28 protein-coding genes, 2 tRNA genes and 1 riboswitch are annotated in these 23517 nt (G+C 72.7%); of the genes, 16 read left to right on the top strand and 14 right to left on the bottom strand.

The window, feature by feature from the left end; translation table 11 throughout:
* Positions 1–82 precede the first annotated feature (82 nt).
* From ACQ393_RS03210 to ACQ393_RS03175, 8 genes are all read left to right on the top strand, one after another.
* Positions 83–730, top strand: a complete 648-nt coding sequence (locus tag ACQ393_RS03210) for a hypothetical protein (RefSeq protein WP_430645388.1) — start codon at positions 83–85, stop codon at positions 728–730.
* 34 nt (positions 731–764) lie between these two features.
* A complete protein-coding gene (locus tag ACQ393_RS03205; protein ID WP_430645387.1) occupies positions 765–2048 on the top strand; it encodes a DNA polymerase IV in 1284 nt (427 codons plus the stop codon).
* Between the two features lie 90 nt (positions 2049–2138).
* Entirely contained in the window at positions 2139–2483 is a 345-nt protein-coding gene (locus tag ACQ393_RS03200) for a hypothetical protein (RefSeq protein WP_430645386.1), read from the top strand.
* A gap of 97 nt (positions 2484–2580) precedes the next feature.
* Positions 2581–2690, top strand: a riboswitch (TPP riboswitch).
* A gap of 36 nt (positions 2691–2726) precedes the next feature.
* Positions 2727–3380 carry an ECF transporter S component gene (locus ACQ393_RS03195; RefSeq protein ID WP_430645385.1) on the top strand — a complete coding sequence of 218 codons (654 nt, stop codon included), beginning with the start codon at positions 2727–2729 and terminating at the stop codon, positions 3378–3380.
* Positions 3381–3382: 2 nt separating this feature from the next.
* Positions 3383–4891, top strand: a complete 1509-nt coding sequence (locus ACQ393_RS03190; protein ID WP_430645384.1) for an ABC transporter ATP-binding protein — start codon at positions 3383–3385, stop codon at positions 4889–4891.
* A complete protein-coding gene (locus ACQ393_RS03185) occupies positions 4888–5685 on the top strand; it encodes an energy-coupling factor transporter transmembrane component T family protein (RefSeq protein WP_430645383.1) in 798 nt (265 codons plus the stop codon). Before ACQ393_RS03190 ends, ACQ393_RS03185 begins: the two co-directional genes overlap by 4 nt.
* On the top strand, positions 5682–6242 hold the full coding sequence (locus ACQ393_RS03180) for an ATP-binding protein (RefSeq protein ID WP_430645382.1): 561 nt from the start codon (positions 5682–5684) through the stop codon (positions 6240–6242). The genes ACQ393_RS03185 and ACQ393_RS03180 overlap by 4 nt, the downstream gene beginning before the upstream one ends.
* A gap of 48 nt (positions 6243–6290) precedes the next feature.
* Positions 6291–6536, top strand: coding sequence for a hypothetical protein (locus tag ACQ393_RS03175; protein ID WP_430645381.1), 246 nt, complete (start codon positions 6291–6293; stop codon positions 6534–6536).
* Between the two features lie 51 nt (positions 6537–6587).
* Here the strand turns inward: ACQ393_RS03175 and ACQ393_RS03170 are convergent, their stop codons facing one another.
* The 4 genes from ACQ393_RS03170 to orn form a co-directional block, all read right to left on the bottom strand.
* Positions 6588–7838: a hypothetical protein gene (locus ACQ393_RS03170; RefSeq protein WP_430645380.1), complete on the bottom strand. Its 1251-nt coding sequence runs from the start codon at positions 7836–7838 to the stop codon at positions 6588–6590.
* 25 nt (positions 7839–7863) lie between these two features.
* On the bottom strand, positions 7864–8211 hold the full coding sequence (locus ACQ393_RS03165; protein ID WP_430645379.1) for a metallopeptidase family protein: 348 nt from the start codon (positions 8209–8211) through the stop codon (positions 7864–7866).
* Between the two features lie 90 nt (positions 8212–8301).
* Positions 8302–8377: transfer RNA gene (locus tag ACQ393_RS03160), tRNA-His, on the bottom strand.
* A gap of 40 nt (positions 8378–8417) precedes the next feature.
* Positions 8418–9071 carry an oligoribonuclease gene (gene orn / locus ACQ393_RS03155; RefSeq protein ID WP_430645378.1) on the bottom strand — a complete coding sequence of 218 codons (654 nt, stop codon included), beginning with the start codon at positions 9069–9071 and terminating at the stop codon, positions 8418–8420.
* Between the two features lie 88 nt (positions 9072–9159).
* Here orn and ACQ393_RS03150 point away from each other — a divergent pair.
* Positions 9160–9232 (top strand) — tRNA-Arg (locus tag ACQ393_RS03150).
* Here the strand turns inward: ACQ393_RS03150 and ACQ393_RS03145 are convergent.
* The gene (locus ACQ393_RS03145; RefSeq protein ID WP_430645800.1) at positions 9194–10468 is read right to left on the bottom strand and encodes a cation:proton antiporter; all 1275 of its coding nucleotides are present in this window, start codon (positions 10466–10468) and stop codon (positions 9194–9196) included. The genes ACQ393_RS03150 and ACQ393_RS03145 overlap by 39 nt on opposite strands.
* A gap of 33 nt (positions 10469–10501) precedes the next feature.
* On the opposite strand from ACQ393_RS03145, the gene nadE reads away from it, so the two are divergent.
* On the top strand, positions 10502–11326 hold the full coding sequence (nadE, locus tag ACQ393_RS03140) for an ammonia-dependent NAD(+) synthetase (RefSeq protein ID WP_430645377.1): 825 nt from the start codon (positions 10502–10504) through the stop codon (positions 11324–11326).
* Positions 11327–11354: 28 nt separating this feature from the next.
* On the opposite strand, the gene ACQ393_RS03135 is transcribed toward nadE, so the two are convergent.
* Both ACQ393_RS03135 and ACQ393_RS03130 read right to left on the bottom strand, forming a co-directional pair.
* Entirely contained in the window at positions 11355–12038 is a 684-nt protein-coding gene (locus ACQ393_RS03135; protein ID WP_430645376.1) for a hypothetical protein, read from the bottom strand.
* Between the two features lie 101 nt (positions 12039–12139).
* A complete protein-coding gene (locus ACQ393_RS03130; protein ID WP_430645375.1) occupies positions 12140–13147 on the bottom strand; it encodes an aldo/keto reductase in 1008 nt (335 codons plus the stop codon).
* A gap of 20 nt (positions 13148–13167) precedes the next feature.
* Here ACQ393_RS03130 and msrA point away from each other — a divergent pair, with 20 nt between their 5' ends.
* Positions 13168–13692: a peptide-methionine (S)-S-oxide reductase MsrA gene (gene msrA, locus ACQ393_RS03125; RefSeq protein ID WP_430645799.1), complete on the top strand. Its 525-nt coding sequence runs from the start codon at positions 13168–13170 to the stop codon at positions 13690–13692.
* A gap of 178 nt (positions 13693–13870) precedes the next feature.
* A complete protein-coding gene (gene ssb / locus ACQ393_RS03120; protein WP_430645374.1) occupies positions 13871–14458 on the top strand; it encodes a single-stranded DNA-binding protein in 588 nt (195 codons plus the stop codon).
* Positions 14459–14567: 109 nt separating this feature from the next.
* Here the strand turns inward: ssb and ACQ393_RS03115 are convergent, their stop codons facing one another.
* The 4 genes from ACQ393_RS03115 to ACQ393_RS03100 are packed head-to-tail and all read right to left on the bottom strand — an operon-like array spanning position 14568 to position 17764.
* Complete coding sequence (locus ACQ393_RS03115) at positions 14568–14933, bottom strand: hypothetical protein (RefSeq protein ID WP_430645373.1); 366 nt, start codon at positions 14931–14933, stop codon at positions 14568–14570.
* Positions 14930–16597 (bottom strand): radical SAM protein, encoded by a 1668-nt coding sequence (locus ACQ393_RS03110; RefSeq protein WP_430645372.1) that lies wholly within the window; start codon positions 16595–16597, stop codon positions 14930–14932. Before ACQ393_RS03110 ends, ACQ393_RS03115 begins: the two co-directional genes overlap by 4 nt.
* On the bottom strand, positions 16594–16983 hold the full coding sequence (locus ACQ393_RS03105; protein ID WP_430645371.1) for a hypothetical protein: 390 nt from the start codon (positions 16981–16983) through the stop codon (positions 16594–16596). Before ACQ393_RS03105 ends, ACQ393_RS03110 begins: the two co-directional genes overlap by 4 nt.
* Complete coding sequence (locus ACQ393_RS03100; protein WP_430645370.1) at positions 16937–17764, bottom strand: prolipoprotein diacylglyceryl transferase; 828 nt, start codon at positions 17762–17764, stop codon at positions 16937–16939. The genes ACQ393_RS03105 and ACQ393_RS03100 overlap by 47 nt, the downstream gene beginning before the upstream one ends.
* Before the next feature lie 138 nt (positions 17765–17902).
* Between ACQ393_RS03100 and ACQ393_RS03095 the strand changes: the two genes are divergently transcribed.
* The 3 genes from ACQ393_RS03095 to ACQ393_RS03085 all read left to right on the top strand — a co-directional run bounded on the left by ACQ393_RS03095 (position 17903) and on the right by ACQ393_RS03085 (position 20661).
* Complete coding sequence (locus tag ACQ393_RS03095; RefSeq protein WP_430645369.1) at positions 17903–18409, top strand: DUF6993 domain-containing protein; 507 nt, start codon at positions 17903–17905, stop codon at positions 18407–18409.
* Positions 18410–18497: 88 nt separating this feature from the next.
* The gene (ettA, locus tag ACQ393_RS03090) at positions 18498–20180 is read left to right on the top strand and encodes an energy-dependent translational throttle protein EttA (RefSeq protein WP_430645368.1); all 1683 of its coding nucleotides are present in this window, start codon (positions 18498–18500) and stop codon (positions 20178–20180) included.
* 1 nt (position 20181) lies between these two features.
* The gene (locus ACQ393_RS03085) at positions 20182–20661 is read left to right on the top strand and encodes an acyl-CoA thioesterase (protein ID WP_430645367.1); all 480 of its coding nucleotides are present in this window, start codon (positions 20182–20184) and stop codon (positions 20659–20661) included.
* A 21-nt stretch (positions 20662–20682) separates the two neighbouring features.
* Here the strand turns inward: ACQ393_RS03085 and ACQ393_RS03080 are convergent, their stop codons facing one another.
* The 3 genes from ACQ393_RS03080 to ACQ393_RS03070 all read right to left on the bottom strand — a co-directional run bounded on the left by ACQ393_RS03080 (position 20683) and on the right by ACQ393_RS03070 (position 22727).
* On the bottom strand, positions 20683–21243 hold the full coding sequence (locus tag ACQ393_RS03080) for a hypothetical protein (protein ID WP_430645366.1): 561 nt from the start codon (positions 21241–21243) through the stop codon (positions 20683–20685).
* Entirely contained in the window at positions 21240–21728 is a 489-nt protein-coding gene (locus tag ACQ393_RS03075) for a Rieske (2Fe-2S) protein (RefSeq protein WP_430645365.1), read from the bottom strand. Before ACQ393_RS03075 ends, ACQ393_RS03080 begins: the two co-directional genes overlap by 4 nt.
* 117 nt (positions 21729–21845) lie before the next feature.
* Positions 21846–22727, bottom strand: coding sequence for an acyl-CoA thioesterase (locus ACQ393_RS03070; RefSeq protein WP_430645364.1), 882 nt, complete (start codon positions 22725–22727; stop codon positions 21846–21848).
* A gap of 94 nt (positions 22728–22821) precedes the next feature.
* Between ACQ393_RS03070 and ACQ393_RS03065 the strand changes: the two genes are divergently transcribed.
* Positions 22822–23502: a hypothetical protein gene (locus ACQ393_RS03065; protein WP_430645363.1), complete on the top strand. Its 681-nt coding sequence runs from the start codon at positions 22822–22824 to the stop codon at positions 23500–23502.
* Positions 23503–23517 lie beyond the last annotated feature (15 nt).

The following is a 23517-nucleotide window of genomic DNA, read 5'->3' as shown; positions in this document are numbered from 1 at the left end:
GCGCCGCGGCATCCGTCGTCTCACAGCGCGCTCTTGGCGTGCGTGGGTAGCGTGAGCCCTCCGACCCCTTTGCGAGGACACCATGGGATTCCTGGACCGACTCTTCGGCGGCGGAGACGACCGCTCGGCACGACCCGCCCCCTCCGTACCGCCAGCGCCGCAGGCGCGACGTCCCAGCGAGGACGAGCTCGCCATCGAGCGCTACCGCTACCTGCTGCGCACGGCGCCGCCCGAGTCGATCGAGGCGGTGCACGCCGAGGCGTTCGCGAAGCTCACGCCCGAGCAGCGGCAGCAGGTGTTCCGTTCGCTGGCCGAGCAGGCGCCCGAGGGTGAGCGGCTCACCGCGGACGATCCTCGATCCCTGGCACGGGCGGCCACGCGCCAGGAGCTGCGCCGGCCGGGATCGATGGAGCGCGCCTTCGCCGGAACGGCCGCTGCGCCGGGCGCCGCGGGCGCCTCGTCGGCCGTGCGGCCGGGGCCGTCGTTCGGGTCGATGGTCGGCGGCTCGCTCCTCGGCACCGTCGCCGGCGTCGTGATCGGCTCGGCGATCGCGCAGGCGTTCCTGCCCGATCCGTCCGCGTTCGACGCGTCCGGGGACGGCGGCGCGGATGCCGGCGCCGGCGCCGACGCGGGCTCGGTCGACGCCGCGGGTGCGGGCGACGCGGGCGGCGATTGGGGCGGCTTCGGCGACTTCGGCGGCGGCGGGGACTTCGGCGACTTCGGCTTCTGACCGGGGTGTCGGCGGCGAGCGGTAGGGTCGCTCCGTGAGCAAGCAGGACGGCTCGTCGCGCCAGGTGACGATCGCGCCGGTCGACGACTCCGGAACGCCGATCCTGCACGTCGACATGGATGCGTTCTTCGTGTCCGTCGAGCTGCTCCGTCGGCCCGAGCTGCGCGGCCGGCCCGTGCTGGTGGGCGGCACCGCGGGGCGCGGCGTCGTGGCGGCGGCGAGCTACGAGGCCCGGCGCTTCGGCGTCAACTCGGCCATGCCGATGTCGCTCGCCCTGCAGCGGTGCCCGAACGCGGTCGTGCTCCGCGGCGACCACCGTCGCTACTCCGAGTACTCCGAGCGCGTCATGACGATCTTCCGCGAGCTCACCCCGCTCGTGGAGCCGTTGTCGATCGACGAGGCGTTCCTCGACGTCTCCGGCGCGCGACGGCTCCACGGCAGCCCGGCCGAGATCGCCTGGACGATCCGCCGTCGCGTGCACGACGAGACCGGCCTGACGTGCTCGGTCGGCGTCGCCGCGAGCAAGTACGTCGCGAAGGTCGCGTCGTCCCGCGCGAAGCCCGACGGCATGCTCGTCGTCCCCGCGTCCGAGACCACCGCGTTCCTGCACCCGCTGCCGGTATCGGCGCTGTGGGGCGTCGGGCGCGTGACCGAGGAGTCGCTCCTGAAGCTCGGGCTCCGCACGGTCGGCGATGTGGCGCAGATGCCGGAGGAGGCACTGACCCGCGCGGTGGGTCCGGCCCTCGCGGCGCGGCTCGCGCGGCTCGCGAACGGCATCGACCCGCGCGACGTCGAGACGCGGCGCACGGAGAAGAGCATCGGGCACGAGACGACGTTCCACCACGATCTCGTCGCGCACGACGAGATCGCCCGTGAGCTGCTCCGGCTCGCGACGGACGTCGGCGTGCGCCTCCGACGCGCGGGCGTGCTCGCCCGCACGGTGACCCTGAAGCTCAGGTACGGCGACTTCACGACCGTCACGCGATCGCGCACGCTCGCCGAGCCGACCGATGTCGCGCGCCGCATCTACGAGGAGGCGCTCGTGCCCCTCGGCGACCTCGTGGGCGACGGGCGGCGGGTCCGGCTCATCGGCGTGCGGGCCGAGCAGCTGCGACCGGCCGGCGACGGGGCGCCGCTGTGGGACCCCGACGAGGAGTGGCGCGACGCCGAGCGCACGATCGACGAGGTCGTCCGGCGATTCGGGCGCGGGGCCGTGCGGCCCGCCGCGCTCGTGCGTCCCGCGGTCGAGTCGGCGGCGCCGACCGTGCGCGATGCGACCGAGGAGCACCCGCCCACCGGGCCGCGTTCGTTCTGGTGAGACGTGCAGGGCGCCCGAGCGAGCGGACGCGTGCCCGCGGCATCCGTCAACGCCCTTCCGACGCTCACGCTGCGCCGGTACCGTGGCCGCATGGCTGATTTCGTGCTCGAACTCGCAGACAAGGTCGCCGGCGTCGGCGTCCGCACCTCGTACGCCGACAAGGTGGAGATCGGGGGCGCCGAGGTCGTGCCGGTCGCCCTCGGCGCCTACGGCTTCGGCGGCGGCGCGGGCAGCGGCACCGACAGCTCGGACCAGCAGGGCGAGGGCTCCGGCGGCGGAGGCGGCGGCTGGTCGGTTCCGCTCGGCGCCTACGTCGGCCGCGGCGGCGATGTCCGGTTCGAGCCGAACGTGCTCGGCCTGCTCATCGTGTCCATCCCGCTGGTCGTGGTCACGGGCAAGGCGCTGCGGATGGTGATCCGCGCGCTGAAGAAGTAGTCCGGGGGCGCCGCGGCCGCACGCGGCATCCGCTCCTTGTCATGCGCGGTCATCGGACGTCCGGCGTGCCGTCGGGGTGCGCGACGCGCGTATACTCGGGGGCGAACACGGGAGTCCGGTGAGCCGGGCTGAGAGGAAGGTTCTCAACCTTCGACCGTCGAACCTGATCTGGGTCATGCCAGCGCAGGGAGGGCATCCGATCTCATTCCCGTGCCGCTTTCCTCGAGACGAAAGGGCACGACAGTGCACGAGACATCCACCGACCAGACCCCCACGGCCGGCACGAACGGCGATCGCGAGTCCGCGGCCGCGCGCAGCACCCGCTGGCGCGTCGTCGACATCGTGGTCGCCAGCGTGATCGGCGTCGCGACGGGCCTGGTCTTCCTCATCTGGAACAACGTCGGCTACGCGTGGTTCAGTGCCGCCGACGCACTGACGCCCGGCCTCGGCGGGATCGCCGTCGGCATCTGGCTCATCGGCGGCGTGCTCGGCGGCCTCATCATCCGCAAGCCCGGCGCCGCGCTCTACGTCGAGCTCCTCGCAGCGATCGTGTCGGCGCTCATCGGCAACCAGTGGGGCATCGAGACGATCTACTCGGGCCTTGCGCAGGGACTCGGCGCCGAGCTGGTGTTCCTCGCGACCGGCTACCGCCGATTCGGCGTCGTGACCGCGATGCTCGCGGGCGCCGCCGCGGGCGCCGCAGCGTGGACCCTCGAACTGTTCCTCTCGGGCAACCTCCAGAAGTCGGCCGAGTTCCTCGCGCTGTACTTCGGCACGGTGGTCGTCTCCGGCGCCCTCCTCGCGGGCCTGCTGGGCTGGATCGTCGTCCGTGCACTCGCGGCGACCGGCGCGCTCAACCGGTTCGCCGCCGGACGGGACGTGACCGGGCGGGTCTGAGCATGGACCGGGCTTCGCTGGCCGCCGGCCCCGCCCGCGTGGAGGCCGCCGGGTGGGGCTGGCGGCACGCCGGCCGCCGCCGGGCGGCCCTGCAGGGCATCGACCTGCGGATCCACCCGGGGGAGCGCGTGCTGCTGCTCGGTCCGTCGGGCTCGGGCAAGTCGACGCTGCTGCACGCCCTCGCGGGCGTGCTCGGCGGCGACGACGAGGGCGAGCACCACGGCCGGCTGCTCCTCGACGGTCGCGCGCCCGCGGAGGCGCGCGGACGAGCGGGTCTCGTGCTGCAGGACCCCGACTCGCAGGTTATCCTGGCCCGCGTGGGCGACGACGTCGCCTTCGGCTGCGAGAACCTCGGCGTTCCGCGAGCGGAGATCTGGGAGCGCGTCCGCGGGGCGATCGACGCGGTCGGCCTCGGCCTGCCGCTCGATCATCCGACGTCGCGGCTCTCGGGCGGGCAGAAGCAGCGGATGGCGCTCGCGGGCGCGATCGCGATGCGGCCGGGCCTGCTCCTGCTCGACGAACCCACGGCGAACCTCGACCCCGCCGGTGTCGCCGAGGTGCGCGAGGCCGTCGGGCGCGTGCTCGACCGGACGGGCGCGACGCTCGTCGTCGTGGAGCACCGCGTGGACGTCTGGATCGACCTCGTCGATCGCGTCGTGGTGCTCGGGGCGGACGGGCGGCTGCTCGCCGACGGCCCGCCGGACTCGGTGCTCGACGAGCGCCGCGAGTCGCTCGCCGCGGCGGGCGTCTGGGTTCCCGGCATGCCGCTCGAGGTGCCGGAGGCGACCGCCGCGGCGGCGGCGCAGGCGGGCGCCGCGCTCTCGACGGAGGCGCTCGCCATCGCTCGAGCGCGGGGCGCCGTGCTGCACGAGGACCTCGAGCTCGTGGTGCCGGAGGCATCCTCGACGGTCCTCACAGGACCGAACGGCGCAGGGAAGTCGACGCTCGCGCTCACGCTCGGCGGGCTGCTCGCGCCGCGTGCCGGGCGCGTGGTCGCCGCGCCCGCGCTCGCGCGCGGGATCGGCGACGCCCCCGTCCGATGGCGCTCCCGCGAGCTCCTCACCCGGATCGGCACGGTCTTCCAGGAGCCCGAGCACCAGTTCGTGGCCGGCACGGTGCGCGACGAGGTCGCCGTCGCACCGCGCGCGCTCGGGCTCCCGGAGGAGGAGGTCGACGCCCGCGTCGACGAGGTGCTGCAGCGCCTCCGCCTCGACCACCTCGCCGCGGCCAACCCGTTCACCCTCTCGGGAGGCGAGGCGCGGCGGCTCACCGTCGGAGCGGTGCTCGCGACCCGTCCGAGCGCGGTGATCCTCGACGAGCCGACGTTCGGCCAGGACCGCCTCGGGTGGGTCGAGCTCGTCCGGCTCCTGCACGAACTCGTGCGGGACGGCACGACGCTGCTGTCGGTGACGCACGACGCGGCGTTCATCGCCTCGCTCGGAGCGCATCGCATCGCGCTCGACGTCCGTGCACCGCTCGATGCCGCTGCGACCCGGGGTGGGCGCGCATGAGCGCCGTGGAGATCGCCGACGCGCCCGCGGGCCCCGCGCTCCGGTTCGTCGACCGAGTGAACCCGGCCACCCGGCTCGCCGCCGCGATGGTGCTGACGACGCCGCTCCTCCTCACCGTCGACTGGGTGAGCGCGGCGATCGCGCTCGGCATCCAGCTCGTGCTCTTCGCGCTCGCGGGGGTGACCCCCGGTCTGCTCGTGCGTCGCACCTGGCCGATCCTCGTCGCGGCGCCGCTCGCCGGCATGAGCATGCTCCTCTACGGCCGGCCGTCGGGCACGGTGTACTGGGAGTTCTGGCTCGCGAAGGTCACCGACGGCTCGATCCAGCTCGCGATCGCCGTGACCCTCCGCGTGCTGGCCATCGGCCTGCCGGCCGCACTGCTGTTCCTCCGCGTCGACCCGACGGACCTCGCCGACGGACTCGCGCAGGTGTGGCGGCTGCCCGCGCGGTTCGTGCTCGGCGCGCTCGCCGCGACGCGCCTCGTCGGGCTCTTCGTCGAGGACTGGCGCGCGATGGGGCTCGCACGCCGGGCTCGCGGCATCGGCGACCACGGCGCCGTGCGCCGGGCGGCGACCATGGCGTTCGGCCTGCTCGTCCTCGCGCTCAGGCGCGGGTCGAAGCTCGCGACCGCCATGGAGGCGCGCGGATTCGGTGCCGACACGACGCGAACGTGGGCGCGACCGTCGCGGGTCGGCGTTCCCGACGTCGTGCTCGTGGCGATCGCGGCGGTGATCGCGGCGGCCGCGATTGCCGGGGCGGTCTGGGCGGGCACCTACCACCCGGTGTGGGCGTGAGCGCGGCCGGCGCGCTCGCGCTGCGGCCGGGCGTCTCGGCGGCGCTTCGTGCGGCGCTGGCGCGGCGGCATCCGATCGTCCTCGTCGACGGGCCGAGCGGCGCCGGGAAGAGCACGTTCGCGGCCTCGCTCGTGGCGACGTGGCCGGGCCGATCCCCCTCGCTCGTCCGCGTGGACGAGGCGATTCCCGGATGGCACGGCCTCCGTCGCGGGGCCGCCGCCCTCGGCCCTCGGCTCGTCGAGCCGCACGTGGCCGACCGCGTCGGCACGCTCGACCGGTGGGACTGGGACGGCGACCGTCCCGGCGGGACGCACCGGCGCCCGCCCGGCCGCCCGCTCGTGCTCGAAGGCTGCGGGGCCTTCCTCGCCGGCACCGGCGCGCCGGACGCCGTGCGCGTGTGGCTCGACGCGCCGTACGCGACGCGGCGCGACCGGGCACTCGGACGGGATTCGGGCGCGTTCGACGCGTTCTGGGCCGGATGGGAGTCCGACTGGCGTCGCTACCGGCGTCAGTCCGGAGCCGACCGCGAGGACGCGATCCGCGTGCGACTCGCCTGATCCACGCGGGTGCTGTGCTGCGGACCCGCCCGGGACTACGCTCGGCACATGGCTGATGCGACGTATGTGGCGGAGTTCATCGACGGGCCGCTGGAGGGCGACTTCGAGCAGCGGGCCCTCGTCCGCGGCGAGCCGGAGAAGCGGGTGGGCATGGTGGCCGCCGTCGACGGGCTCGAATCGCTGTTCTGGTACGACGCCGTCGACCAGCGCGACGTCGGCGGTCAGCTGCGGGTCCGATTCCGCTTCGACGCCACGGACTCCGACCCGGTCGAGTCCGACGAGGAGAACGACTGACGGGCCCGCAGACCGGCCGCGTGAGCGGTCCGGACGGCGCCCCGACCGGGCTCAGGAGCCGTCGTCGAGGAACGCCCCGATGAGTTCTCCGGGATGGGTGAGGCGCCAGATCGGGCCTGGATCGGAGATGGCCGTGTCGAGCTCCAGTGCCGAGCTGACCTCGCGCTCGCCGATCACGACCGTCACCGTGCCGACCTGACGCCCCGCGGGCGCGGTGCTGAAGGGCTCGACGTCGACGGTCGCGTCTCCCGCGACCGCGCCGAACGCGGCATCCGTCCGCCCCGCGGCCGCGACCAGTCGCGCGGAATCGCCCCAGGCCGAGTCGACTTCGCCGTAGCCCGCACCGGCGGTGATGACCTCGATCGGTTCCGAGGCGGCCTGCATCGCGTCGACCGCGCCGAGGACCGCCGGGTCGAGCGTCTCGTAGTCGTCGACGCCGGTCATCGCTCCCACCATCGTCCGGCGGTCGTCGCCGGAGACCAGCTCGGCCGTCCAGACGAACGTGATCGCGGCCTGGTCGGTGAAGCTCCGGCTGATCGCCCGGATGCCCTCGTCGCCGAGGTGGGCGACGGCGTCCGGGATGCGGCGGTCGTCGGTCGGCGTCGGCGCGTCGTCGTCGCCCTCGAACATCGCGGACAGCGAGGGTTCCGCGAGCACTCTGGCCGCCAGCTGCGTGAGCTCGGTCGCCGTCCCGACGTTCTCGCCCGAGAGGCCGGTGGCATCCACCACCCTGACCGTCGCGAACCCCTGTTCCTCGAGCCAGTCGTTCGCCGTCGAGACGTACGCGTCGACGCTGCCGAACGCCCACCTCGCCAGCGTGTCCGCGTGGTTGTTGCTCGATCCCAGGACGACGGCCCGCACCACGTCCCGCTCGGTCCAGGAGTCGCCCGGCGACACCTGGACGGTGCGGGAACCCTCGCCGGAGTAGCGGAGGTAGTCCGAGTAGTCCTCCGCGCCGATGCGGATCGAGGGGCCGTCGTCGTCCGAGGTGAGCGGCAGCGAGTCGAGGACCACGAGTGCGGTCACCAGCTTCGCCGCGCCGCCGATCGGGGACGGCTCGTCGTCGGCGGATGCCGCGACCCCGACCGCCTCCCCGTCGTCGCCGATGAACGCGACCGCCGAGGCGTCCTCGGCGGGCAGCGCCACCGAGGCGGTCGCCGGTGCCGCGGCCTGCTCGGCATCGACCCGGACCTGGACGTCGGGAAGCGGACCCAGCAGCATGGCCGGCCCGTAGACGCCGATGCCGAGGATCGCGAGCGCGCCCACGGCGATGCCGATGACGCGTCCGGGGGAGGGGCTCATGCGAATCAGGCTAGCGCGCGCGAGGTCACGCCCAGCCCAGCTCGTGCAGTCGGTCGTCGTCGATCCCGTAGAAGTGCGCGATCTCGTGCACGAGGGTGACGTGGATCTCGTCGCGGAGCTCATCCTCGGTCTCGGCGACCGCGAGGAGCGGCTCGCGGTAGAGGACGATCCGATCGGGCATCTCGCCGAAGCCGTACCGGTCGCGTTCGGTCAGCGAGACGCCCTCGTACAGGCCGAGGAGATCGAGCGAGCCGTCCTCGGGGCGGTCCTCGACGACGAACACGACGTTCTCGAGTCCGTCGACCATGTCGTCGGGCAGTTCGTCGAGTTCATCGACGACGAGCCGTTCGAAGGCCTCGGCGTCGAGTTCCACGAACTGCTCCGTCCTGGAGGCGAATGGGGTGGGTGACGGGGCTCGAACCCGCGCCCTGCCCGGAAGATGCAGCACCGGTTCAGGTGCCATTGGGGTGAGTAACGGGGCTTGAACCCGCGACCTCCTGGACCACAACCAGGCGCTCTACCGACTGAGCTATACCCACCATGTTCCGGCTCGTTCGCACGAGCGGCAACCCTACGAGATTACACCACGTTCGAGGTGCTCGTGGACACGGCGTCGCCCTCGGCGGCCACCTCGGCGGCCACCTCGGCGGAGATCGCCTGGAGCTCCTGGCTGGTCGGCCCGGGATCGGCGACGAACACCGCCCGACGGTAGTACTGGAGCTCGCGGATGGACTCGAGGATGTCGGCGAGCGCACGGTGCCCGCCGTCCTTCGCGGGAGCGTTGAAGTAGGCGCGGGGGTACCAGCGCCTCGCGAGCTCCTTGATCGACGAGACGTCGACGTTGCGATAGTGCAGGTGCGCGTCGAGGCGCGGCATGAACCGGCTGATGAACGCCCGGTCGGTGCCGATGGAGTTGCCGGCGAGCGGCGCCTTCTGCTCGTCGGGGACGTGCTTGAGGACGTACTCCAGCACCTGGTACTCGGCGTCGGCCACAGAGACGCCGTTGGGGATCTCCTCGATGAGGCCGGACTGCGTGTGCATCGCCCGTACGAAGTCGCCCATCGACTCGAGAGCGCTCGCGTCGGGCTTGATGACGATGTCGAGGCCTCCGTCGACCGGCTGGAGGTCGTAGTCGGTGATGACGACCGCGATCTCGACCAGTTCGTCGACCTCGAGGTCGAGCCCGGTCATCTCGCAGTCGATCCAGACCAGTCGGTCGCTCGAGGAAGCCATGCCGCGAGTCTATCGCCGGGCGCCGACACGTCGCCGTGCGCGCGGGCCGGGGACGACCGAGGAGGCTGGGGTATCGTGGTGGCGATCGGCCCTCGTAGCTCAGCGGATAGAGCAGGAGCCTTCTAATCTCTTGGTCGCAGGTTCGATTCCTGCCGAGGGCGCCGAGACCCGCGATTCGTGATCGCGATGGCGGTCAACGGGAACAGCAGCAGCGACAGCAGGCCCGCCCCCACGAGGGCCGACGCCGTGCCGGAGTCCAAGTCGCCGGCCTCGACGCCGATCGCCGTCACGGCGACGATGATCGGCAGGCCCGTCGCCCCGAACAGGCCGGTCGACACGCGCTCGTGCGGGGGCGCGCCGGGCGGCGCGAGCAGCGCGGAGGGCACGCCGCGCACGACGAGCAGCAGCACCGTGAACAGCGGCAGCAGCACGGCCGTCCGCGTGTCGGCGAAGAGCGCCTCGAGGTCGAAGGTGACGCCCGTGTAGATGAAGAAGATCGGCACGAACACGCCGAACCCGATGCCGTCGAGCTTGACCTCGATGGTGCGTCGATCCGACTCCGGAGCACCCTCGAGCAGGAGCCGGGCGATCACGCCCGCGGCGAACGCGCCGAGCAGCATGTCGAGGTCGAGCACGATCGACAGTCCGACGAGCGCGAGCAGGACCAGCATCACCAGGCGGATCGCGAACTGCCCGCTCGTGTGCAGCGTGGCGGCGATCGCCTCGTGCAGCCTGCGTCCGTCGCCCTTCGACGCGCGCCAGATCGCGAGGCCCGTGATCACCGCGAACGCGAGGAGGACGATCGCGGCGTGCAGCGGCGATCGGCCCGAGAGGAAGATCGAGATCGCGATGAGGGGCAGGAACTCGCCCGCCGCGCCGATCGCGAGCACCGAGACCCCGAACGGCGTGCGCAGCAGTCCGGCGTCGCGCAGGATGGGCAGGAGCGCGCCGAGCGCGGTCGAGGTGAGCGCGATGCCGATGAACACCGCTCCCGCGTCGGGTTCGACGAACCAGCCCGCGGCGAGGCCGAGCACGAGCGAGATCGCCCATCCGATGCTCGCGCGCGCGAGCGGTCGGCCCCGGATCGCCTCGTAGTCGATCTCCTGGCCGGCGAGGAAGAAGAGCATCGCGAGGCCGAAGTCCGACAGCAGCTCGATGAACGCGTCGGGCTGGACCCACCCGAGCGCGGAGGGACCGAGCGCGATGCCCAGCACGATCTCGAAGATGACGACGGGGATCGCGATCCACCGGCCGAACGCCCGGGTCGCGAGCGGGGCGATCGCCGCGATCGTCGGGATGAGCACCAGAGTGGGTACGTCGACCTGCACGCGGGCCCCCTTCGTCGCTCGAATGCTATCCGACCCCGTTCCCGGTCGGGCTGCGGCCGGATGCGTCATCCGCTCGTCACACGCGTGTCGTATCGTCGTGGCATGCGCGACCTCCAGGCACGGATCATCGAAGAACTGCACGTCGAAGCCTCCATCGACCCGGCCGAACAGGTCCGCCGGCGCGTGGACTTCCTGAAGGCCTACCTCGCCGCCTCCGGGGCGAACGGCTTCGTCCTCGGCATCAGCGGCGGGCAGGACTCGTCGCTCGCCGGCCGGCTCTGCCAGCTGGCCGTCGAGGAGCTCGAGGCCGATGGCCGTCCGGCCAGGTTCCTCGCCGTGCGGCTGCCGTACGGGGTGCAGCGCGACGCGGCCGACGCCGACCTCGCGCTGGAGTTCATCCGCCCGTCCGAGATTGTCGAGTTCAACGTCAAGGGCGGGGTCGACGGGCTCGCCGCCGACTTCGAGGCGGCCGTCGGCGGCCCGATCAGCGACTTCGGCAAGGGCAACGTCAAGGCGCGCATGCGCATGGTCGCCCAGTACGCGCTCGCGGGCGAGGGCGGCCTGCTCGTCGTCGGCACCGACCACGCGGCGGAGGCGGTCACGGGGTTCTTCACGAAGTTCGGCGACGGGGGCGCCGACCTGCTGCCGCTCTCTGGACTCACGAAGCGGCAGGGCCGGGCGATGCTCCAGCACCTGGGCGCACCCGAGCGCCTGTACCTGAAGACGCCGACCGCCGACCTGCTCGACCACGACCCCGGTCAGGCCGACGAGGCGAACCTCGGACTCAGCTACCGCGACATCGACGACTTCCTCGAGGGCCGCGAGATCGACGACCTCGTCGCCGAGAAGATCGAGGCGCGCTTCCTCCAGACGCGCCACAAGCGCGCCGAGCCGGTCACGATGTTCGACGCGTGGTGGCGCGACTAGCGGCCCGCGGCTCGGTCGTGCGCGGCGCTCAGTCGCGCTGGACGACCGCGCGCCGGTCGGTGTCCGCGTCGGCGACCGCGTCGGCCTCGGCGGGCGTCGCGGTCTCGACCGGCTGCGTCGCGGCATCCTCGACGAGCGGGGCCTGCGTGTAGCGCTCGTGGTGCTGTTCGGCCACCCACGTGTCCTGCTCGGCCGCGAGTTCCTGCGCCGGCTCGTCGCGCTGCAATCGCCACCGCTCGAGGTCGTTGCGGAAGTCGCGCCGCGTGCGCGACGGATGGCGCTGCCACTCCAGCATCCGCTCGCGGAACTCCGCGACGGCGGGGTCGAGCTGGTACCCGAAGGTCGCCGAGGCGCGCTTGAGCTCGTGCAGCTGGTGGGCCGCCCAGTCGGCGGCGACATCCGCTCCGCGCAGCGGCAGCAGGCGCACCTGGATGTCGGCCTGGCCGACCGCGCGGTCCGCGAGCACCTGCTCCTGCGGCGTCAGCGAGTTCCACACCGACGCCTCCGTCGCGGCGTCGATGAGCGTCGCGATCGCCGCGTGACGCAGCTCGCGGTCGCGCTGGCGGATCAGGCCGCGCACCGCGGAGCGGGCGATCCACGCGGAGAGCACCCCGGAGACGAGGACCGAGACGAACACGACGCCGGCCGTGAAGAGCACGGGACGGGTCTCGTCCGAGAGGAGCCAGGCGACGAAGTCATTCCACCACTGCATGAGCGCAGGCTAGCGCCGGGCGAGGGCGACGCCGTCGAAGCGGCCCGGCGCGCCACGCGACCGCGGCGCCGTCGCGCGCCGCCGCGGCCGCGCCATCCGACTCAGTCCAGCGCAGTGCCGTCGGCGGCGTGCGGTTCGATCGCCGCGATCTCGTCGTCGGCCAGCGGCGCCGCATCGAGCGCGGCGACGTTCTGCTCGAGCTGCGCGACGCTCGAGGCCCCGATGAGGGCGCTCGCGACCTGCGGCACCCGCAACACCCACGAGAGCGCGAGCTGGGCGAGCGACTGGCCGCGGCCCTCGGCGATGGCGTTCAGTGCGCGGGCGCGGGCGAGGTAGTCCTCGCTGATGCGTTCGGCCGGCAGGAAGTGGCTGGTCGCGGCCCGCGAGCCCGCAGGAACCTCGCCCGACAGGTAGCGGTCGGTGAGCAGGCCCTGGGCGAGCGGCGAGAACACGATGGCCGACGCCCCGACCTCGTCGAGCGCGGGGAAGAGGCCGTCCTCGATGTGCCGGTCGAACATCGAGTAGCGCGGCTGGTGGATCGTGAGCGGGACGCCCTCGGCCGCGAGCGCCGCCGCGGCCGCGCGCGTCTGCTCGGGGGAGTAGTTCGAGATGCCCGCGTAGAGCGCCTTGCCCTGCCGGACCGCGTGCGCGAGCGCGCCCATGGTCTCCTCGATCGGCGTCTCGGGGTCGGGACGGTGCGAGTAGAACACGTCGACGTAGTCGAGCCCGAGACGGCCGAGGCTCTGGTCGAGCGAGGCGAGCAGGTTCTTCCGCGAGCCCCACTCGCCGTGGGGGCCGTCCCACATCAGGTAGCCCGCCTTCGACGAGACGATGAGCTCGTCGCGATACGGCTTCAGGTCGGTCGCGAGGAGCCGGCCGAAGTTCTCCTCGGCACTGCCGGGCGGCGGGCCGTAGTTGTTCGCGAGGTCGAAGTGGGTGATGCCGAGGTCGAACGCCCGACGGACGATGGCGCGCTGCGTGTCGAGCGGACGATCCTGGCCGAAGTTGTGCCAGAGGCCGAGCGAGAGGGCCGGCAGCTTCAGGCCGCTCCGCCCGATCCGGTTGTAGGTCATCTGGTCGTAGCGATCGGGGGAGGCGACGAAGGTCATGCCGGTAGCCTAGGGCCGTGATGGAGAGCTTCGTTCTGGCCGGCGGCTGCTTCTGGTGCCTGGATGCCGTGTACCGCACCCTGCGCGGCGTGCACGAGGTCGTCTCGGGGTACACGGGCGGCACGACGCCGAACCCGTCCTACGAACTCGTCTGCACGGGGGCGACCGGGCACGCCGAGGTCGTGCGCGTCGGGTTCGACCCCGAGGTGCTGCCCCGGGAGGTCGTGCTGGACGTGTTCTTCACGCTGCACGACCCGACGCAGCTGAACCGGCAGGGCGCCGACGTGGGCACCCAGTACCGCTCGGCGATGTTCTTCGACGGCGAGGCGCAGCGCGAGCTGTTCGAGGCGGCGCGCACGCGCGCCGCCGACTGGTGGCCCGGCGAGGTGGTCACGACGATCGAGCCGCTCGGCGAGTTCTTCGCTGCGGAGGAGTACCACCAGGACTTCTTCGCGAAGAACCCGGGCCAGGGGTACTGCCTCGCGGTCGCGCTGCCGAAGGTGAACAAGATCCGTCGCTCGTACGCGGACTACATCGTCGCCTGACCCCTCCTCACCAGCCGGCGCGGCCTCGCTCGGTTCCACGGGTCGGGTCGCGCCGCCGATGGTGTCCCGGGCGCACCGACACGCTGTCGGAAGCGGCATCCGGGGTCGTTCCGGCACGAGGGCCCCGGATGTCGCGAGCCGTCGATCCGCGGCGGCGTCGAGCCCTGAGGAGCACCCCATGTCCGACCTCGTGACCATCACCGGCGTCATCGGCAGCGACCCCCGCCACACCGTCACCGCCACCGGCCTGCCGATCACGAACTTCCGGCTGGCGTCCACGCGCCGCATCTTCGACCGCGCCACCGGCGCCTGGAAGGACGGCGAGACCAACTGGTACACGGTCTCGTCGTTCCGCCAGCTGGCGCTGAACACCGCGCGCTCGCTCCGCAAGGGCGAGCGCGTCGTCGTCCACGGCCGGCTCCGCATCCGCGCGTGGGAGACCGCCGAACGCTCGGGCACCGCCATCGAGATCGACGCCGACGCGATCGGTCACGACCTGTCCTGGGGCGTCGCCGTCTACTCGAAGACGTCCGGCTCCCGGCTGGTCGATCCGGCGGGCGAGTCGGAGCCGGAGGATGTCGCGTCGAACGCCGGCGCGGAGCCGGCGCGCACCGACGTGACCGAGTGGGGGGCCGGCGCCGACTGGTCCGTCCCGGTCGGCGACGACGGCGCGCAGGTGCTCGGCGACGACGCCTTCGAGATCGACGGGGCGGACGATGCGCTGGAGCCCGACGGCGCCGAGCTCGAGGCGATGACGGCACGCTGATCCGCACGCGATGCGGCCCGAGGGTCGCCGGGTCGGCGACCCGGCGACCGGCGTGCGTGCGGGCGATTCGCCCTGCGGTCCGGGCCGAGCCCGGGTCACCTGCCGGCCGTCAGAGCCGGGCCGCGAGGGCGGTCGCCCAGACGACCGCACCGGCGACGCCGGCCGCGGCGAGCACTCCCAGGTAGAGGAGCACCAACCGGGTGTCGCGCAGCCAGCAGCGCGAGCGCGTCAGTCCCGCACGCCAGGCCCGCCAGTAGGCCGCGAACCCGACGGCGGCGAACACGATCAGGGCGACCGGGCCGAGCGCCCACCCGAGCAGCGCGACCGTCGCGAAGATGCAGAGCCGAAGCGGGTCGTCCGGGCCTGCCGTCGGAGCGGCATCGTCGTTCCGGAGCGCGTGCTCGCGGCGCGAGACGAGGTCGGCCGGCGTCGGGCCGCGTGCGATCCGCTCTGCGGCGGCCTCCCGCTCGCTCATCGTGCCGTCCGTGCGGTGCGGAGCAGGTCCTCGACGCTCGACAGCGTCGTCGTCGACGCAGGCCCGCCGACGCCGACGGGATCGGCTGCGCGCGCAGAGGCGGTGCTCAGCCGCTGGCGAGACAGGGGTCCCCACGCCTGGACCGCGCAGAACGGGGCGCACTGGTCGAGGCCGTCGTCGCCGATGGTCCCGACGTGGACGCAGCACTGCACGAGCCGTTCCTCCAGCATCGTCGAGATGTCCTGGAACGGCTTCACGGTGATGCGCTTGACGCGTTCGCCCATCAGGCGACGCATGCGATCGCGCTGCCCGGGCAGCCGACTCGCGGCGAGCGTCGCGAGCGTGCCGATGCCGAGGTCGCACTGCTGGCAGATGTTCTGCCAGAGGGCTGCGGTCCGGCTGTCCGCCGGCGATGCCTGCTCGCTGAGCAGGTCGAGGAACGAGTTCTTCACCAGCTCCCGCATCTGCAGCGGGATCGCGCGATCCGCGACGCGGTTCGCGAGGCTCTCGGGAGCGATCTCGAGCCACCGCAGGAGCTCGTCGTGTCCCACGATCGCGACGAGCGAACGCCACACACCGGCGTCGTCCTTCAGCAGGTACCCGACCGACGCGCAGTGCGGGTGCGAGCACGGGAGCGCCGTCAGGTCGTGCCAGTTGACGACTCCGCCGGTCTGCGGCCCGAGCCGTGCGAGCACGCCCGTATGGGTCAGGCGGTCCATCGGGTCGATGTGCTGCCCCCGTCCGGAGCCGAACACCGGCTGGAGCGCGACCCCGCTCACGAAGGGCGTCTCGAGCGCGCGCAGGACGACGGCGCCGATGTCGCCGTCGTTGACGCCGAGCGCGGCGGTCATGGTGAGGGTCGTGAAGACCTCGGCCGTCGACAGACGCTCGATGGCGAGGTCCTTGAAGCGCGTCAGGTCGCCGCCCCGGTGGTGGACGGACGCCTCGGCCGACGGTCCGTCGTACTGCAGGTACACCTCGAGGCGATCGCGATGCCGGGCGAGCAGCTCGAGGGTGCGATCGTCGGTGGCGACCAGCATGCCGTTGGTGTTGACCATGATCCGCACGATCGGACGCTCGACCAGCTCCTGCAGCAGTTCCTCGAACCACGGGTACAGGGTGGGCTCGCCGCCGGAGAGCATGAGGACGTCGAGTCGGCCGTTCTCTCGCTCGAGGCGGGCGTCGACGTTGGCGAGCACGGCCTCGAGGGGCGCGACGCCCCGCAGCTGCGGCCCGGACGCGGTGAAGCACGTCGGGCAGCGCAGGTTGCAGTGCTCCGTGACGTCCTCGAGCAGGATGCAGGTGTGCTGGGTCTGCATCTCGGGCAGCCCGTACGCGTACGCCTCGGGCACGGGCAGCCAGTTGCCGGGGCGGTCGGGCACGTGCCGCTTCGTCGGTGCCTGCCACCGTTCGAGGTAGCGGAGGATCTCCGGGTCCTCGTCGTACAGCGTCGTGACGAGTCCGTGCGTCGGGCAGCCGCGCTCGAGCCAGACGCGGCCGTCGCGCACCATCAACGCACCGGACAGCCGCCGCACCTCCCCGAGGGCGGCGTCCGGGTCGTGGCACTCCGGGCAGTACGCGGTGACGTACCGGTGGATCCGGTCGCCGCGGAGGGGCTGCCCGGCACCGAGCGGCCGGCCGCGGGTCGAGTCGAGGGGGCTCATGCCGACACGTTCCAGGATGCGAGCATGGCCGTGCACACGCCTCCTGTGATCAGGACGGCGGCGCCGAGGCCGATGAGCAGTCCGCCGCCCGTGCGCCGCGTGCGCGGGATGACCGCGAGAACGATCCCCGCGACGAGGAGCGCGACGGGGACTCCGAGCAGCAGGGACAGGAAGACGGTGAGCTGCGCCGAGTCCGCAACGCCCGCGAACGGCACCACCCAGACGAGCGCCGCCGCGACGACCGCGATGACGATGCCGAGCCAGATCGAGCCGCTGCGGCCGCGGGAAGGAGCGGCTGGCGGGGCGGCCGCCGAGCCGGCCGGCGGCTCGGTCGGGCCGTCAGGAGGGCCGGGGTCCTCGGGCGGTGCGGGGGGTCGGTCGGACATCTGTTCCTCCGGTCGTGGGTGCGGTGGACGGGTCGGGCACGGGTATGGGGCGCCCCAGCCGGGCGATCCGCCAGGCGAGCAGCGGCGCGACGACGAGCAGGAACCACTGGGGTCGCGTGAGCCCGAGCCAGACCTCCTCGTTGGCCCGGACGAACTCGACGAGGAAGCGGAAGACCGCGTACGCGGCGACGTAGAGCACGAACAGGTCGCCCGGACGTCGCATCCGCGTGCGCAGTGCGAGCAGGACGATGACCGCGGCGAACTGGAAGAGGACCTCGTAGAGGTAGGTCGGGTGCAGCCCGACGTCGGCCGGGCCGCCGAGGAGATTCGCCTGCGCGGGCGTGAGCACGATGCCCCACCCGGCACCCGTCGGCTTTCCCGGCAGTTCGGTCATGAGGCAGCCGATCCGCCCGATCCCGATCGCCAGCGCGACCGCCGGGGCGAACAGGTCTCCGGTCGATTCCCGGTAGCCGGTGATGAACTTCCCGACGTAGACGCCGATCCAGGCGCCGACCAGCCCCGCGAGCACGCTCCGGCTGCCGTCCATCCACCACTGCGCCAGCGACTCGTTCGCGGTGGGGTCGAACTGCTGCCACCACGTGCCGACCCGCGACCCGATGGCGCCGAATGCGAGGCACGTGCCCGCGATGACCCAGAGGCGGTCGTCCGTGCGGCCGCTTGCACGCCGAGCCCAAGCGAAGAGGGCGACCCCCGCGACGACCCCGACCGCGACGAACACGGCGTGGACCAGGCCGTTCCCCGCCGCCGCCATGGCCATCATGGCGCTCACTGTATCGACGGGACGGCCGCCGACGACCGGTCCGGCCCGCGACGCGCCGATCGCGCGTCCCACCGCGCCGTGCCGGGATCCGAGACGGCAGGCCCGTCGCGGATCCGGCCAGTCCTAGACTCGACCCCCGTGGGGATCCATCGAGGGCGGAACGTGGGGTCGGTCGCCGCGTGCGGTCGCGAGCGGTCGCTCCCTCCATTGCTGCTCGTCGCCGTGGTGGCCGGCGCGCTCGCCGGATGCACGGGCGCCCCGCTCTCCGACGACCCCGTCGGCACGGCGTCTCCCACCGCGTCGGCGGTCGCCGAGGGACCCGCCGCCTCCGAGCCGGCAGCCGACGACCTCGACCGCTTCGACGCGGTGAACCGCGCCGTCATCGCAGCGGATGCCTCGGCCGGGGGCACCGCGTTCGTCGCCGCGCTCGCCGAGGCGGGCTTCGACCGTCGGGCGATCGAGGTCACGTCCGACACGACGACACTCGGCGAGCCGGCCGACTCGATCCAGTTCGCGGTCCGTGTCGACGACCGGTGCCTGGTCGGCCAGTACGGCGGGGCCTCCGGCGGGTACCGGAGCATGGGGGCCGCCGTGCTCGGGACGGGCGGGTGCCTCGTCGGCGCGACGGGCGCCGCCGAGCGGTAGCGCGCGTCGCGGAGGCGGCGATCGGCCCGCCCGTCCAGGGCCGCTAGGCTGGAGGGCTGAACCGTGCACTCCACTCGTGAGGAACCCAGTGGCTGACTACATTTACTCGATGGTCCGCGCCCGCAAGGCGGTCGGCGACAAGGTGATCCTGGACGACGTCACGATGGCGTTCCTTCCCGGGGCCAAGATCGGCGTCGTCGGCCCGAACGGCGCCGGCAAGTCCACGATCCTGAAGATCATGGCGGGGCTCGACCAGCCGTCGAACGGCGAGGCACGACTGACGCCGGGCTACTCGGTCGGCATCCTCATGCAGGAGCCCGAGCTCGACGAGACCAAGACCGTCCTCGAGAACGTCCAGGAGGGCGTGGGGCCGATCAAGGCGAAGATCGACCGGTTCAACGAGATCTCCGCCGCGATGGCCGACCCCGACGCCGACTTCGACACGCTGCTCGCCGAGATGGGCACACTCCAGGAGGAGATCGACGCGGCCGACGCCTGGGACCTCGACTCCCAGCTCGAGCAGGCCATGGACGCCCTGCGGTGCCCGCCGAGCGACACGCCCATCTCGGTGCTCTCCGGCGGTGAGAAGCGCCGCGTCGCGCTCTGCAAGCTGCTGCTGCAGAAGCCTGACCTGCTGCTCCTCGACGAGCCGACCAACCACCTCGACGCCGAGAGCGTGCTCTGGCTCGAGCAGCACCTCGCCAAGTACCCCGGCGCCGTCCTCGCCGTCACGCACGACCGGTACTTCCTCGACCACGTCGCCGAGTGGATCTGCGAGGTCGACCGCGGCCGGCTCTACCCGTACGAGGGCAACTACTCGACCTACCTCGAGAAGAAGGCCGAGCGCCTCCAGGTGCAGGGCAAGAAGGACCAGAAGCTCCAGAAGCGCCTCAAGGAGGAGCTCGAGTGGGTCCGGTCCAACGCGAAGGGGCGCCAGGCGAAGTCGAAGGCGCGTCTCGCACGCTACGAGGAGATGGCGGCGGAGGCCGAGCGCACCCGGAAGCTCGACTTCGAGGAGATCCAGATCCCCGCCGGCCCGCGCCTCGGCGACGTCGTGCTCGAGGCCAAGAAGCTCGAGAAGGGCTTCGGCGACCGGATGCTCATCGACGGGCTGAGCTTCACGCTGCCGCGGAACGGCATCGTCGGCATCATCGGGCCGAACGGCGTCGGCAAGACCACCCTCTTCAAGACCATCGTCGGCTTCGAGCCGCTCGACGCCGGCAGCCTCAAGATCGGCGAGACGGTCAAGGTCTCGTACGTCGACCAGTCGCGCACCGGCATCGACCCGAACAAGACCCTGTGGGAGGTCGTCTCGGACGGCCTCGACTACATCCAGGTCGGCAAGACCGAGGTGCCGAGCCGCGCGTACGTCTCGACCTTCGGATTCAAGGGGCCCGACCAGCAGAAGCGTGCGGGCGTCCTCTCGGGCGGCGAGCGCAACCGCCTGAACCTCGCGCTGACGCTCAAGCAGGGCGGCAACCTGCTGCTCCTCGACGAGCCGACGAACGACCTCGACGTCGAGACGCTCTCGAGCCTCGAGAACGCGCTGCTCGAGTTCCCGGGTTGCGCCGTGGTGATCACCCACGACCGGTGGTTCCTCGACCGCATCGCCACGCACATCCTCGCCTACGAGGGCACCGACGAGAGCCCCGCGGACTGGTACTGGTTCGAGGGCAACTTCGAGGCGTACGAGGCCAACAAGGTCGAGCGTCTCGGACCCGACGCGGCCAAGCCCCACCGTTCCACCTACCGCAAGCTCACGAGGGACTGACATGCGGCTGCACGTGCCGACGCCGCTGCGCTGGAGCGACCTCGACGCGTACGGCCACGTGAACAACGCCCGGATGCTGAGCCTCCTCGAGGAGGCTCGCATCCAGGCGTTCTGGGTGAACGACGACGGCACCGCCGAGCACGCGGTCGGCGCCTCGACCGCCGTGATCGACGCTTCGCCGGGTTCGGCGACGCTGTCGCTCATCGCGCGCCAGGAGGTGGAGTACCTCGCGCCGATCCCGTACCAGCGGCTTCCGCTCGACATCGAGCTCTGGATCGGTCGCATGGGCGGCGCGAGCCTCGAGGTCTGCTACGAGGTGTTCTCTCCCGCCGGCGTCGAGCCGCGCACGCTGTACACGCGCGCGGCGACCACGATCGTCCTCGTCGACGCGGCGACCGAGACGCCGCGGCGGATGACGGACGCGGAGCGGGTCGCTTGGGAGCCGTACCTCGGCGATCCCGTCGCGTTCCGGCGCCGCTGACGCGCCGGCGCGGCATCCGTCCTATCGGTCCTCGAGGGGCTCGTCGCTGAACGAGCCCTCCCACACGGCGCGGCTGCCGGCCTCGCCGATGCGCACGGTCGTCCAGACGGCCGCGACGCCGACGCCGATCGCGGCCGCCAGCAGCAGGATCGAGATCGCGACGCGCACGGGGCTCCGGCGAGCCGGCGTCGACACCCCGCGCGCCGCGGCGACCTCCGCGTCGGTGACCGAGCGCGCGGCGGAGCGTTCGACGAGGGCGAGCGCGCCGACGAGCGCCGCGACGACGGCGAGCGCGACCACCCAGGGCAGGATGTCGTCGCCCTGGTCGGCGTGCGCGTCGATGAGCGGCGCCTCGGGGACGCGCTCGACGAGCCATTCGCCCGCCTCGACGGTGAGCCACGCGAGCGCGACCAGCACGAGTGCGCCGAGGAACGTCGGCAGCCACAGCACCCGCCGGGCGGCCGGCCAGGCCGCGAGGACGACGAGCAGCACCGAGAGGAGCGGCACCCCGACCACGATCACGTGCACGAGGAGCACGTGCATCGGCAGCCCCGCGACCTGGAAGTCGAAGAACTCGCTCATCCGGCGATCACTCGGTCCCCGTCGACCGTGACCGGCACGGACGGCAGCGGCTCGAGCGCCGGCCCCTGCTCGACCTCGCCGGTCGTCGGGTCGAACATCGACCCGTGGCACGGGCACACGAACGAGGCGCGTTCGGGCGCGACCGTGCACCGCTGGTGCGTGCAGATCGCGCTGAACGCCACGACCTCGCCCGCGGTCGGCTGGGACAGCAGCACGGGCTCGCCGCCGATGGTCGCGCTGATGCTGCCGCCGACCGGGATGTCGGCGAGTGCCGCCACGTCCTCGCCGGCGGCATCCGTCGGCGCCGACGCGCCGTCGCCCGACCCGCCGTCGGTGGTTGAGCCCGAGTCGGCGCCGGCGCCGTCGCCGCCGCTGTCGCCGGAGTCCGTCGGGGCGCAGCCCGCCAGGATCAATGCGCCGCCGAGCGCGCCGCTCCCGCCGAGCGCGAGCGCCGTGCGGCGCGAGAGTTCACGGGCATCGTCCACGGGTGCTGCCTCCCTGATCGGGCCGCGGGGCGCGGCGATGCTGCCATTCTGCGGCAGAACGGGCGACGGATGCCGCATTCGCCGCGATCGCACAGGCAGCGCGTCGTGGCCGGCCGATCAGGCGGCCGGCACCGGCGCCGGCACGCGGACCATGCCCTCCTGCGCGACGCTCGCGACGAGCACCCCGTCGCGCGTGTAGATCCGCCCGAGCGAGAGGCCCCGCCCGCCGCTCGCCGACGGCGAGTCCATCGTGAAGAGCAGCCACTCGTCGACGCGTGCATCGCGGTGCCACCACATGGCGTGGTCGAGGCTCGCGACCTTCAGGCCGGGCGTCGCCCAGGCCACGCCGTGGGCGCGGAGCACGGGCTCGAGGATGGAGTAGTCGCTCGCGTACGCGAGCGCGGCGCGGTGCTGCCGGGGGTCGTCGGGCAGTCGACCGTAGGCCTTCATCCACACGACCTGGTGCGGCATCCGCTCGCCCTCGACCGTGAGGTACACCGGTGACGGGATGTGACGGACGTCGAAGGCGCGTTCGCTCGACCAGTACCGTGCGACGTCGTGGTCGAGGTGGCCCAGCACGTCGGCGGTCGACGGCAGCGTCTCGGGGTCGGGCAGGTCGTGCGGCATGCCGATCTGGTGCTCGAGCCCGTCGTCTCGCGTCTGGAACGAGGCGATGAGCGAGAGGATGGGCAGCCCGTGCTGGAACGCCTGCGTGCGCCGCGTCGAGAACGACCGGCCGTCGTGGATGCGATCGACCGAGAACGTGATCGGGTGCTTGACGTCGCCCGGGCGCAGGAAGTACCCGTGCATCGAGTGGATCGGCCGGTCGTCGGGCACCGTGTGGCTCGCTGCGACGATCGACTGTGCGAGCACCTGCCCGCCGAAGACGCGACCCCGCGGCATCCACTGCGACGGTCCGGTGAAGATGTCCTCGTCGGTCCGCGCTCCGGTGTCGGTGAGTCGCAGCGTGCTCAACAGGCCCTCGATCGGACCGCTCATGGTTCCTCCGTGTGGGTCGGTCGCCCGTCGCCCCGCCGATCGGGGGCGCCCGACGGCCGGGGCCGCGGCGCTCTCTCGGTAGTCTAGACAGGCCATGGTCCAGCAATTCACGCTTGCCGACAGCCTGTCGCTCGGCGATCTGCACACGTACCTCCAGCGCGCGTCGCGCGTGGAGGACGGCTCGGTGCGCCTCGTCGCCGCGAACGGGATCCTGGCCGTGTACACCGCGATCCTCTACCCGCGAGGCATCCTCGACGAGAGCCCGACGGTGCTGGGCTTGCGGACCTTCCAGCTCTTCGAGACCGACGACTTCGACGTGGTGGTGCCGATGCGGTCCGTGGTCGACCGCATCGTCCGCGCGCGCGGCGAGATCGGCGACGAGGACGAATCGCGACCGGTGACCATGACCCGCCCGCCCGAGGTGAACACGGTCACATGGGCGGGCATCTCGCCGCCCCGGGGCGGGTGGCGCCCGCTCGGCGAGACGGATGCCGCGACGCTCGAGCGTGCGGCGCGCGCGGGGATCGACGAGGTCGCCGAGGCGATTCCCGAGGGGACCGGCGAGCAGCTGGTGCAGCGCGTCCGCTCGGAGGTGTGGGGACGCGGCATCGAGGGGCTGGAGTACGTGCCGACCGGCGCGGCGTTCGCGGCGTTCAGCCTGGGCTTCCTCGGCGACGACCCGACGGCCCTCTTCGAGACCGGCCCCTGGACGAGGCTGAGCTCCCGTCGCGGTCACGTGCTCGTGCGGCGGAAGGCCTGGACGCTCAAGGCGTAGCCGCGGCATCCGTCG

Source organism: Agromyces sp. GXS1127, from assembly GCF_050565425.1.
Taxonomy (GTDB): domain Bacteria; phylum Actinomycetota; class Actinomycetes; order Actinomycetales; family Microbacteriaceae; genus Agromyces.
This window is presented reverse-complemented; position numbering and strand designations above follow the sequence as displayed.

Bases quoted from the DNA above. Each gene is read 5' to 3' on its own strand.
- ACQ393_RS03100 (WP_430645370.1), bottom strand. From the start codon at position 17,764: ATGATGGCCATGGCGGCGGCGGGGAACGGCCTGGTCCACGCCGTGTTC.
- ACQ393_RS03135 (WP_430645376.1), bottom strand. From the start codon at position 12,038: ATGCAGTGGTGGAATGACTTCGTCGCCTGGCTCCTCTCGGACGAGACC.
- ACQ393_RS03175 (WP_430645381.1), top strand. From the start codon at position 6,291: ATGGCTGATGCGACGTATGTGGCGGAGTTCATCGACGGGCCGCTGGAG.
- ACQ393_RS03070 (WP_430645364.1), bottom strand. From the start codon at position 22,727: ATGAGCGGTCCGATCGAGGGCCTGTTGAGCACGCTGCGACTCACCGAC.
- ACQ393_RS03110 (WP_430645372.1), bottom strand. From the start codon at position 16,597: ATGAGCCCCCTCGACTCGACCCGCGGCCGGCCGCTCGGTGCCGGGCAG.
- ACQ393_RS03115 (WP_430645373.1), bottom strand. From the start codon at position 14,933: ATGAGCGAGCGGGAGGCCGCCGCAGAGCGGATCGCACGCGGCCCGACG.
- nadE (WP_430645377.1), top strand. From the start codon at position 10,502: ATGCGCGACCTCCAGGCACGGATCATCGAAGAACTGCACGTCGAAGCC.
- ACQ393_RS03200 (WP_430645386.1), top strand. From the start codon at position 2,139: ATGGCTGATTTCGTGCTCGAACTCGCAGACAAGGTCGCCGGCGTCGGC.
- ACQ393_RS03190 (WP_430645384.1), top strand. From the start codon at position 3,383: ATGGACCGGGCTTCGCTGGCCGCCGGCCCCGCCCGCGTGGAGGCCGCC.
- ACQ393_RS03130 (WP_430645375.1), bottom strand. From the start codon at position 13,147: ATGACCTTCGTCGCCTCCCCCGATCGCTACGACCAGATGACCTACAAC.
- ACQ393_RS03210 (WP_430645388.1), top strand. From the start codon at position 83: ATGGGATTCCTGGACCGACTCTTCGGCGGCGGAGACGACCGCTCGGCA.
- ACQ393_RS03065 (WP_430645363.1), top strand. From the start codon at position 22,822: ATGGTCCAGCAATTCACGCTTGCCGACAGCCTGTCGCTCGGCGATCTG.
- orn (WP_430645378.1), bottom strand. From the start codon at position 9,071: ATGGCTTCCTCGAGCGACCGACTGGTCTGGATCGACTGCGAGATGACC.
- ACQ393_RS03105 (WP_430645371.1), bottom strand. From the start codon at position 16,983: ATGTCCGACCGACCCCCCGCACCGCCCGAGGACCCCGGCCCTCCTGAC.
- msrA (WP_430645799.1), top strand. From the start codon at position 13,168: ATGGAGAGCTTCGTTCTGGCCGGCGGCTGCTTCTGGTGCCTGGATGCC.
- ACQ393_RS03170 (WP_430645380.1), bottom strand. From the start codon at position 7,838: ATGAGCCCCTCCCCCGGACGCGTCATCGGCATCGCCGTGGGCGCGCTC.
- ssb (WP_430645374.1), top strand. From the start codon at position 13,871: ATGTCCGACCTCGTGACCATCACCGGCGTCATCGGCAGCGACCCCCGC.
- ACQ393_RS03080 (WP_430645366.1), bottom strand. From the start codon at position 21,243: ATGAGCGAGTTCTTCGACTTCCAGGTCGCGGGGCTGCCGATGCACGTG.
- ACQ393_RS03145 (WP_430645800.1), bottom strand. From the start codon at position 10,468: ATGACGCATCCGGCCGCAGCCCGACCGGGAACGGGGTCGGATAGCATT.
- ACQ393_RS03185 (WP_430645383.1), top strand. From the start codon at position 4,888: ATGAGCGCCGTGGAGATCGCCGACGCGCCCGCGGGCCCCGCGCTCCGG.
- ACQ393_RS03085 (WP_430645367.1), top strand. From the start codon at position 20,182: ATGCGGCTGCACGTGCCGACGCCGCTGCGCTGGAGCGACCTCGACGCG.